The organism is Dehalobacter sp., from assembly GCF_030063005.1.
Classification (GTDB): domain Bacteria; phylum Bacillota; class Desulfitobacteriia; order Desulfitobacteriales; family Syntrophobotulaceae; genus Dehalobacter; species Dehalobacter restrictus.
This window is the reverse complement of record NZ_JAPDHR010000019.1, coordinates 1-9964: the sequence shown is the minus strand read 5'-3', so window position 1 is coordinate 9964 and position 9964 is coordinate 1. Positions and strand designations below refer to the sequence as shown.

At 43.3% G+C, this 9964-nt stretch carries 11 protein-coding genes and 2 riboswitches; of the genes, 1 reads left to right on the top strand and 10 read right to left on the bottom strand.

Translation table 11 applies throughout. From position 1 onward, the window contains the following. Positions 1-444: 444 nt before the first annotated feature. A complete protein-coding gene (locus tag OKX56_RS06745) occupies positions 445-2169 on the bottom strand; it encodes an ABC transporter ATP-binding protein (protein ID WP_025205851.1) in 1725 nt (574 codons plus the stop codon). Between the two features lie 293 nt (positions 2170-2462). Continuing rightward, positions 2463-2546: riboswitch (cyclic di-GMP riboswitch) on the top strand. Positions 2547-2666: 120 nt separating this feature from the next. Between OKX56_RS06745 and OKX56_RS06740 the strand changes: the two genes are divergently transcribed. Next, positions 2667-4373, top strand: coding sequence for a golvesin C-terminal-like domain-containing protein (locus tag OKX56_RS06740; RefSeq protein WP_025205852.1), 1707 nt, complete (start codon positions 2667-2669; stop codon positions 4371-4373). Between the two features lie 52 nt (positions 4374-4425). Here the strand turns inward: OKX56_RS06740 and OKX56_RS06735 are convergent, their stop codons facing one another. The 9 genes from OKX56_RS06735 to OKX56_RS06695 all read right to left on the bottom strand — a co-directional run. Then, the gene (locus OKX56_RS06735; RefSeq protein ID WP_025205853.1) at positions 4426-4884 is read right to left on the bottom strand and encodes a S24/S26 family peptidase; all 459 of its coding nucleotides are present in this window, start codon (positions 4882-4884) and stop codon (positions 4426-4428) included. Further along, positions 4872-5762, bottom strand: coding sequence for a hypothetical protein (locus OKX56_RS06730; RefSeq protein WP_287895971.1), 891 nt, complete (start codon positions 5760-5762; stop codon positions 4872-4874). Before OKX56_RS06730 ends, OKX56_RS06735 begins: the two co-directional genes overlap by 13 nt. Before the next feature lie 110 nt (positions 5763-5872). Continuing rightward, positions 5873-6013, bottom strand: a complete 141-nt coding sequence (locus tag OKX56_RS06725; protein WP_158208299.1) for a hypothetical protein — start codon at positions 6011-6013, stop codon at positions 5873-5875. Between the two features lie 320 nt (positions 6014-6333). After that, the gene (locus OKX56_RS06720; protein ID WP_025205855.1) at positions 6334-7467 is read right to left on the bottom strand and encodes a radical SAM protein; all 1134 of its coding nucleotides are present in this window, start codon (positions 7465-7467) and stop codon (positions 6334-6336) included. 33 nt (positions 7468-7500) lie between these two features. Beyond that, positions 7501-7767: a PqqD family protein gene (locus OKX56_RS06715; RefSeq protein WP_025205856.1), complete on the bottom strand. Its 267-nt coding sequence runs from the start codon at positions 7765-7767 to the stop codon at positions 7501-7503. Between the two features lie 81 nt (positions 7768-7848). Continuing rightward, positions 7849-8373 (bottom strand): VanZ family protein, encoded by a 525-nt coding sequence (locus OKX56_RS06710; RefSeq protein ID WP_025205857.1) that lies wholly within the window; start codon positions 8371-8373, stop codon positions 7849-7851. A 44-nt stretch (positions 8374-8417) separates the two neighbouring features. Further along, positions 8418-8969, bottom strand: a complete 552-nt coding sequence (locus OKX56_RS06705) for a hypothetical protein (protein WP_287895968.1) — start codon at positions 8967-8969, stop codon at positions 8418-8420. A gap of 228 nt (positions 8970-9197) precedes the next feature. Then, the gene (locus OKX56_RS06700) at positions 9198-9365 is read right to left on the bottom strand and encodes a hypothetical protein (RefSeq protein WP_287895966.1); all 168 of its coding nucleotides are present in this window, start codon (positions 9363-9365) and stop codon (positions 9198-9200) included. 59 nt (positions 9366-9424) lie between these two features. After that, a riboswitch (cyclic di-GMP riboswitch) is annotated at positions 9425-9500 on the bottom strand. A gap of 54 nt (positions 9501-9554) precedes the next feature. Then, a partial coding sequence (locus tag OKX56_RS06695; RefSeq protein ID WP_287895965.1) for a hypothetical protein occupies positions 9555-9964 on the bottom strand: 410 nt, incomplete at its 5' end.

Genomic DNA, 9964 nt, shown 5'->3' with positions numbered 1-9964 from the left:
ACTTCCGGTTTGGAATCGTAAATTCCGGAAAATCGCGGATTTTTAGATGACTAGAATTTACTCTTGCAACAGGTGTGCTGAACTAGAATTTACAAATGCAAACTGGAAGTCAGGTTTCCAATTCACCAAAATAAAAATATCATTTATATATTCAAGCTAAATTTCGAGTTATATACTTATAATGCCATAAATTAATAAATATTTCCAGATATTTATATTCTTAACATAAATGTTGGTCAAACTTCACATCCGTATCAAAAGTCGTTAAAGTTAGTTTTAGGAGTGCTGCAAAAGGCTTTAAGGCGTTCAAGACTTCTACGGAGCCAGGATAAATTGTGCATGAAATGTCTTCCTGTAATCATCCACTGATGAATGCCAAGCTACCGAACGGTTATTGAAGAGATTTTATCGCTTTCCTGAAAAGGGTTTAGCTGCCGGTCATTTTTATTCTTCTTTATGATCCTCCTCTTGTCGTAAATATTTTAATTTTGATTCAACGAAGACATTTCCGTTATCTATCTTCAAAATCCGCGAACACATCTTTAATGCCGTCTGACGATGGGTAATGAGCAGACAAGTGCTCCTGCTGCTAAAATTTTGAATAGCCTTGAGTACTTCCAACTCTGTTTCCATGTCCAGGGCAGACGTCGCTTCGTCCAGAATCATCACAGGGGCTTTTTTTAAGAAGGCCCTGGCAATCGCGATTCGTTGCGCTTGTCCCTCGGAAAGACCATGCCCGTCCTCTCCGATGACCGTATTGACTCCATGCGGCAGCTCTTGGATAAAGTCCAAAGCACATGCAGCCTGAAGGGCAGTTTCCATCTCTTCCGCCGTCGCACTGAGTTTGCCGCTCCGCAGGTTGTCGGCAATGGTCCCACTGAACAATGTATTTCCTTGCGGAACATAGGTAATCCAATCCCGGGTCACAGCAGTAATTTCATATTTCCGACCGATCGCATCTGTAAAATAGACCTCGCCATCCGAAGGTCTGACCAAAGCCAGCAGAAGCCTGATCAACGTCGTTTTTCCGACCCCCGAAGACCCTACCAAGGCTACCATCTCACCGGGTGCTATATCCACCGAAATCTTATCCAAGACCGGTTTTTCTTTCTCATCTGAATAATAGAAGCTAACCTGACGGAAACGAATACCGACATCCTTCTCTTGCGGGACCTGCCCTTCCCGCCTCTCCATTTGGATCTTTTCCAGTTCCTGCAGTCGCTCCGTTGACGCCAGCATCGCGATGATTTGCGGAAAGGCCCTGGCCAAGCTGACAAAAGGCCCTTGAACTTGCTGAACCAATGTCAGAAAAGCAGTCAATGTCCCATAGGAGATTGCCTTTTGAGACAAACGGACGATCCCCCAGCCAAACGCAACCAGGTAACCTGTCCAATATCCCAGCGAAATGATCGTATTGGCAGATAAGGTCGTCTTGTTTCTCTGAATCACCCACTTCATACGGTTTTGATGCAATCCCTGCAAGGTATCTGTATTTCTGTTTTCCAACCGAAACGCTTTCGTAATGATGAAATTTTGGATGGCTTCCTGAATAAACGAGCGGTAGATACTCTCCGATTCCTGCACTTTATGATTCAAGTTCTTCATCTTTCGGCCCCAGATCCGGCTGAACAACACGGTCGAAGGTCCCAGTATGAACGCAATTACTGCCAATCGCGGCTCATAATAAAGCAAGGTTACAAAAGAACCCACTAACTGCACGCCTAATGCCACAATACCCGGGATCACACTAATAATACAACTGGAGATGTTATTGACATCACTTGTCAACCGTGTCATCAGATCCCCGCTATGATAGTTCGAAAGCGGCAGCCATTCTGTCACCATCATCCTTTTGAAAAAACGCTGCCTCAGGGCGTTGGAAAAGCCTTCGCTGACGCGTACAGAAAGCAGTGACCCGGCAATCGATAACATGATATTAAGAAGTATCGCACCGCCTAAAGCAGCACCGGCCATACCGGCATAAGCCAGTTCTCCTGCAATCGCGTAGTCAATCATATGCTTGGAGAGTATGGCGTTTGCAACACCGAAAAGTGCCCCTGTCGAAGTAATCAGCAGAATGACGATGAGCCTGGGAAGAAAGGGGAGAACATCCGGTTTTATCCAGCGAACAAAAACTATTCCTTTTTTAATTTCATCTTGAATAATCATTCTTTTCTCCTGATATTTTGGGAACATACTATTATAGTGCCATAGTTCCGTTAAAATTTCTACTTGATAATTCTTTTTATGTAATATTCGCTAAGATATTATCTTTTTTTAAATAGGACAAAATCCCAATACCCTAGTCCGTTTATCCTATTGAATTTTGTCATTCGGCTTGATATAGTAACTTTAAGTAAGTTTATTACAAAAAATACATAAATTTAACAAAATAACGTAAATTATCGCGTTATTTTCCAACTGGGAATAAAATAGGAGATGAAAGGAATGATCTACAAAACATTTGCTCAAGGCAAAACAGTCGAAAGGCTGTGGCGCAAAGCTAAAGGGTCTAAGGGGATTCCCTATGACAGCCAGTTGCCAAATTAGTTTTTATATAGTCATCTGTTTTTTCAGCTAGAATGAATATAAAAAAACTAAGCTGGCGGCAGCTGGGGAACCAGTTGCTTTTTGTATTTTTATCTAGTTTGGAAAGGAAGAGACCAATGATTAAGAAACGTATCACAAAAATCGCCGCTGGAATCTTCAGCTTCACACTTATTGTGAACACGTGCTTCGCTGTTCATACCGACAAAATGGTTTCTGCTGCGACTACAGTTAAAGATGTAACCCCCCAGGTGGAATTACTGGGAAACCCGTTCAACAAAGCTACTTTTGCCAAGAATGTCTGGGACATGCAGGTCTATAACAACCGTATTTATCTCGCCCATGGTGATTTTAATACGAACGCCGGTCCGATCCCGGTCATCTACTATGAGCCATCCGCCCAAAAATTCATCACGCAATATACCGTTGATGAAGAGGAAATCGCCCAATATAAAGTACTGGACGGCAAACTCTACATCCCTGGCACCGATTCACGGGGAGATTGGAACAATGGCAATTTCTATACCCTTGAAGATAATGACCAATGGCTCAAAAACGCAACCATTCCGAATGCACTTCATGTTTTCGACATGGCACTCTATAACGGTCAGCTTTATGCAGCCTGCGGAACCAGTAAAACAGGTTGGGGCGAAGTTCTTGTCTCCAATGATATGGGGAAAACTTGGACCAGCCGGGTTCCTCTTGGCTTTACATTTTATGGTTCCTGGGCCACTTCCCTCTTTGAGTTGAATCAAACACTGTATGCTTCAGGAAAGATGATGTACATGAAGCCAACTTCGATCACGACATCATACACCAAGTATGTCTCAATGCTTGGAATCACTGACAGCAGCTCCGCTAGACAGATCTATTCAACCAATTTCGCCAATGGCCTCACTTCGTCCTACGTCTACTATATGAAAAAACCTACAACCTTCCAAAATAAACTTGTATATCTAAATAACCGGATCACCACCTCTCACTGGCTTCCCGATTCTATGTATATTGCCAAAAGCATCAATGAATCCACAAAGGTGATATTCCCTGAGACTTCGGCTGTCCCTGCAGATCTGCTCATCAGAGGCAACAGTCTGTATGCGTTAACCAATGTGAAAAATTCTGCCGGCAATTACACGAGTGTCGTCTACCAAACCACCGATCTTCAAACTTGGGACGAAGTATTCCGTTTTAATACAGACACCTTTGTCAGATCCTTTGAAGAAATGAATGGCGACTTTTACTTCGGTCTAGGCTGCGATTCCGCAACTGTGGCCGCTTCTACAGGCAATATCCTTAAGGTAGCCAGTTCTGCCTATCAGGACATCCCCCTAATTCCCGTAACCAACAATCCCTCAGCGAGTGAATTAACACCATCAACCGCTGAACTCACACAAACCATTCCTGCATCGGCTACAGCCCCTATTATTGTGGACAATACCGACAGCAGCTTTATGAGCAATTCCACTTGGACCATCTCTACACAATCCATCGGCTATTACGGCAGCAACATTCTTAATGACGGTACCGTCGGAGCCGATCAAGGCAAATGGGCCATGTGGGTTCCGACAATAACCGAGTCAGGAAACTATCAACTCTATATGAGATGGACAGCAGATTCCACCAGGCCAGCTGCCGCCCCCCTCGAGATTAAATACAACGGTGGCATGGATACGAGCAAAACGGTCAATCAACAGGAAAGCAACGGTACCTGGGTCCTCATCGGCACCTATGCTTTATCCGCAGGAAGTGATCAATACATCAAGATACTCTGCTCTTCCCCAGGATATACTGCCGCTGATGCTGTAAAATTAGAAAAAGTGAACTGATTTCAAGGAAATGAATAATATAGACAAGCTTCGAGAAAAGCCCGAGGCTTGTCTATATTAATTTACGGATTTTCCGGTACACTTTCATGATGAAGTATCGGCAAGGCCTGAGAATCAGCCAAATATGAACCAGTGTCTTCAGCCTAAGATCAGAGCAAGGAATACGTTTGTCTTTCCGCCATATTGCGGGAACGACAGCGATGATTTGTTCCGGATACAGCGGACCTTCAATCCATTGCTGGGCATCCCCTACCATGAAAAAATGGTCTTTCTTCTTTTTAAGAACCCGATGCATGACATAATAGCTATTCATTCTGCGGATCAGGACAATATCTCCTCTTTTAATCTGGTCGAAGCTGCCCTGGGAGAATTCCACACTATCGATTGCATCCCGCAAAAACGGAACCATGCTGCTGCCGGATACGGGAAGTCTGACATCCTGTCCCTGGCTGAGGAGATCCGAGACTACAGGAAACAAGCCATTGGCTTTCACTTTTTTCACTTGATGCACTGATATACCAACTCCACCGCCTCTTGATCCGGTCTGCAGCGCAGCAAATACACCGGTACGGAAGAGACTATTTTCTCAAAGATACGCATCGCCTCGTTCATATGTTCCTGATCAAAAAACGGCAGGAAAGCTCTTGGCATGAACTGAATGATCGCCTCCCTGAGGTCCATCCTACGAATAGAATTCTCGGCTGCTTGTTCCAGAATAATCACTGCTGACAAGGGTGCAGAATCATTCGTATTAATATTTGATGACCCGCTCCAAGGGGTTCCATAGACAATCACATGGTCTTCCATAATCCGCACAGCAGGATTGTCATCGTTCAACACAAGCACATTCTCCTTATGTTCCTGCCAAAGCCTGGACTGTGTAGACTTCCCCGTTCCGGACGGCGCTGTAAACATGATTGCTTTATCCTGCCACTTTATCGCAGAAGCATGAATTACCAGTCCTTGTTGTTTTAACAAGGCATGCCTGAAGACAATCCCCATTAGGGTAAATGCTGTATGGCGCAGCTTCATTCGGACATAGGATTCTTCCAGCTCATTTTTTTCTTGAATTGCTGCACAGGTTAGCCCAACATTTCGCCACGCGGCATCAATATCCAACAGTACAAGGATTTCCCCCACAGAGCCATATTTCCTTGTATAAAAATAAAACCCGGCTGCATTCGGTTTTTTAATACATTTATAACCGGAGCTCTCGTCAGAGAAATTTTCCCCTTGCGGCAAATCAATTTGTTCACTGGTTTGATAGGTAAAGCATAAATCAGCGGCCTGAGGTTCCGACACATTGTAGTCAATTAGCCCTTCGAACAGCTCAGCGGGGGTGCTTTCATCCATGTGAATGACGAGTCCTGCGACTTGATACTTGGGCAACAAAAACACTCCTTTTGCAGGTATACCTTTTTAAACAACAGGATCGAAAAACAGAATAGCACATCCGTCAAAGGACATGCTATACGTACTTCCATTTGGTACTGCTCGGCTTATGCATTCGTTCTAGGCTGTACACCGTCAATAATACAGATACCTACGTAATCACATACAGAACCTTGCTGCACTACAGCAAACTCATCTTCAGAAGAGAGCTGTACAAATTCAAATTCTGGCTTATTATACTGTTTCAATATAATCACCTCTTAACATTGTAAATAATCAAAAAATCCTATTCTTGGTTGTTAGCAGTAAAAACCTTTCCGCCATAAGTAAATGTACAGAATGGCACATTATCCGGGCAAGACCCGGTCGTTGTACATTGCTGGCTTCCTACTCCCACAGCTGCAAAGCTTTCTTCAACACGTAATGAAATAAAATGAAACTCGGGTTTAAAATAACACTTCATCCTTCTTCACCCCATTCAAATAATAACCTATGAAAGGAGTATACTCGCAGATTCCAGTTTTTTCAAGTCCTATTTTTTGTATATTTATAGAAACAATTAGTGAACTCAGTTGTTTTTTTGGTTATTATAGTCTGTCCTTCTTTTCGCCAGTTCACAGAGATACGGCGCTGGCTTGTCATAGCTTCCGGTTTCCTGATACAGTCTTCCAGGGCAGTGTTCACATAGTACTTGATATTCGCATTCCTTGCACGCCTTGCAGACCGGGATCTGGGCACACTTTTGTTTCAACTCCACCCAGGCATTTTGAAATCCGGAGATAAGCGGATACACTTTGGGTTCCCCCATGATCCCGCAGGGAGCCATGCTGCCATCCCAATTCACCCAGCCGGTACAAGATCCGGACATACATTGAAAGGCAAAATTTTCATCAGTCTGGGCCTTTGATGCAAGGATTTCCCGCATTGCCTCAGCGACAGCATCATCGTTTGGATTCACGGTTTTTTCCGTTTCCCCGATGATTTCGTTGTCAAAGCCGATCTTTCCTCTCTCCGTCATATGGATTTCAAAATTCAGCAATTCTTCCGGAGAAAGGCGGCATTCGCAAGAAGCAGTATTACAGCCTTCACGCACCGGCGCGATATAATTGACCACGCCCAGAACGCATTTCCTCTTCAGGGCAAAATTATGGATCTCGTCAAAGTCCGCTCTATTATATTGTGTAACCGTGGTTTTGATCTCCGTAGGGATCCCTTTGTCCATTAACAGATCAACAGCCCGCGTCGCCCGGTCATATCCATCGGCAAATCCAGTTACTTTCTTGTAGGTATCACGGGAAGCACCATACAACGTAATACTCACAAGTTTCGGCGGAATTCTGGAAAGCCAATTGACAAATTCCGGCGTAATCAGTGTTCCGTTGGTGAATATTTTAATGATTAAACCCAAGTTCATCAATTTTTCATACAACTCTTTAAAATCCTTGCGTAACAGCACCTCTCCGCCGGTCAGCGTAAGAAACAGCAGTCCGGCATCTCGGGCCTCTTCAGCCAATCGAACCCATTGTTCTGTTGTTAACTCTTTTGCTTTGGCCTGTTTATCATTCGCGGCATAACGCACATAGCACATCTTACATTGCAAGTTGCACCTTGCTGTCAGCTCAAAGGAAGAAGCAATAAACTCTTTTCTTTTTTTGCTCTCCAATGCCAAATTGAGATAGAGCTCATTCCAAGTTTTTGCCATCAGACAGAAATCTCCTTATCAGCGTTCACTTTACTACGCTTCAATCAATCCTTTATCTTTAATGCTTTGGATAAATTCCTGAATATCCTTCTTGGCGATATCTTCGTCAACGCTGTATTCCGCCATCAAAACCTGAAGAAGCTCTTCCTCGGTTGTACCCTCTTTCAACTTCCCCCACAGAAGCGCGCCGCTTTCACTGAGTGTCATAATGCCATTAAATTCAACAACGCGCTCACCCAGTGGCACAACAACCCATTGACCGGCTACTTCGCGTAATAAGAATCCCTCTTTTAATTTCAATTACTATCACTCCTCATATACGCATAATAACTAAATATTACCATATAGAATTAAAAAAACATACAATTATTTTTAAAAATTTCATTTATTTCTCTGTTCCAGTTCCCAGATCCGTCTTTTCAACTTTTTAATATAATGAACTATTCCAAATAAAAGCGTGACAAGTAGAACACCCGTCAAAACCCCCGCAGTATCGATGCAAATATCCAGGATCCGCGACGTGCGCATCGCAGAGAATCTTTGATGATATTCATCAATGATCCCGAAAAGCGGGGATAGCAATACCGAAAACACAGCTGCCGGCACAACACGGTTAAAAGCGATATTCAGCATGATGCACATAACGGTGCCAATGAGTGCATATTCAATAAAATGAGCTGCCTTTCTGAGCAGTTGATTAAAGGTGACTTTCCAAAACATATCTCCTCTGTCCAGATCAAAATACCGATCCAGCCAATCAATCATCTGATCAGCGATCCTGATGCTTAAATGATTCGACTGCGTTCCTGTCTGACTGCTTAGCTTCCATGAAAGGAAGACTAGAAACACAAGCACAATAAACAAGCCAACTGTCCCAATTATTCTTCTTATGATGCTGCTTTTCATTTGTTACCTCAACCATATACTGTTCAAAATATATCCTTGTCACCTTAATGGACCAGACAATGCTGCAACATCTCCACTGCCTCCCTGTCAGGACGGCATTTCAGACTGTATACGCCTACACCTGAAAGTACCTCAGACAACGTATGTAAGCACATTGCCATGATGCTTTGATCATAATACGGCAAAAAACACCGCGGGGTGATCTTGGCTGCAGCCTGTGCTACGGGGATCCGTGTAATCTGATTTTCCGGAGCCTGCTCCAGTAAGACGATGGCTTGCAAAGGCGCAGATCCATTGAAATAAAGTGTTTTCGATCCGCTCCAACCGTGTTTAAAAAGCAAACGATTGTGAAATAAAATCTCCATTATGAAGCCGGACACAATCGGATTAATCATCTGTTCATTACCCGCATACGTTATCTCATCCCGGCTCCAGTCCGCATTCGCATCAGCTCTCGCAATCACTTTTCCGGTCGTATCGTCCGTCAAATAAATGGAGGTAGGGTAATCACCATCAGAAATACAAACCCATTTGGCGCGGTCATCTACAAGGATCTTCCCTTGAGGAACTGCAATGCAATTACTTGCTCTTGTCACAATCTCCAGGTCGATGAATTCCGGGTATTATTTTACTGCAAATGCTTCGAGTATCCGAAACCTTCCCGCCGCTCCGAAGCTACTCGGATCGTCAACCCGGCAATTTGATAGTAATAATAATTAATAACGATCAACCCTTCTCAAGGAAATGAACCTGCCTAATATTGACAGGTCCAATAAATCATACCATATTTTCGCAAGCTGTACTATCCCTTTTACGCGTTTTTCTTAATGCCTGCCTCTACCATTACCTTTGCCCCAGCCATTGTGATTACCGTTATTCCCCAGATCAGAAGGTACTGGTATTTCAATTGTTGTCGATGCTGTGCAGGCCAGGCTTTCTTCCGCTCTTAATTCAATGTACTCCAAACTTGGTTTTACATACGCTTTCATCATTCTTCTCCACCTTTCTATATTTTACTTAAATATTTTTTGGAAAATAAAAAAACTTCATTTTTGGTAGCTGGCTGCCATTTTACAGGCCCTCTAGCTTTGCGTCCCTGCTTTTCAACAGGTTTGCCATTATCAGTAATAAGTTCATTGCATTCTTTTTTACTCAATACCGGTATTCAGTTAGATTTCGGACTACTTACGAATACGATACACATTATCATTCACTTGTTTTGCCGCATTGGTCACAACCGTATAGGGTTCATCCTTTTCATTGACCAGTCCATAATTCGTATCTAATTTATAAGTTGATTTCAAGCCGGTCTTGGGCGGGTCTACCCACATAAAAAATTCCGAACCTACTAAATATGACATGTCAAACAGGGCTTCTTGGTAGATCTCAAATGCTTGTGCTCTTTCCAGCTGTGTACTCACTCTCATTCCCGCTCCGTACGTACACGGTAAACCACTATCATATGCTGGAAACGACCATTCTGTTATCATTATCGGCTTTTGTGTTTTTTCGTAATAGTTTTTAAATATTTCACTAAGCACTACTGTCTGTTTTACGCCGTTTTGGGACACTTTATCGTATGCTATTTCTT

Coding starts and splice junctions, on each gene's coding strand:
- OKX56_RS06745 (WP_025205851.1), bottom strand. CDS start 2,169: ATGATTATTCAAGATGAAATTAAAAAAGGAATAGTTTTTGTTCGCTGG.
- OKX56_RS06740 (WP_025205852.1), top strand. CDS start 2,667: ATGATTAAGAAACGTATCACAAAAATCGCCGCTGGAATCTTCAGCTTC.
- OKX56_RS06720 (WP_025205855.1), bottom strand. CDS start 7,467: ATGGCAAAAACTTGGAATGAGCTCTATCTCAATTTGGCATTGGAGAGC.
- OKX56_RS06710 (WP_025205857.1), bottom strand. CDS start 8,373: ATGAAAAGCAGCATCATAAGAAGAATAATTGGGACAGTTGGCTTGTTT.
- OKX56_RS06700 (WP_287895966.1), bottom strand. CDS start 9,365: ATGATGAAAGCGTATGTAAAACCAAGTTTGGAGTACATTGAATTAAGA.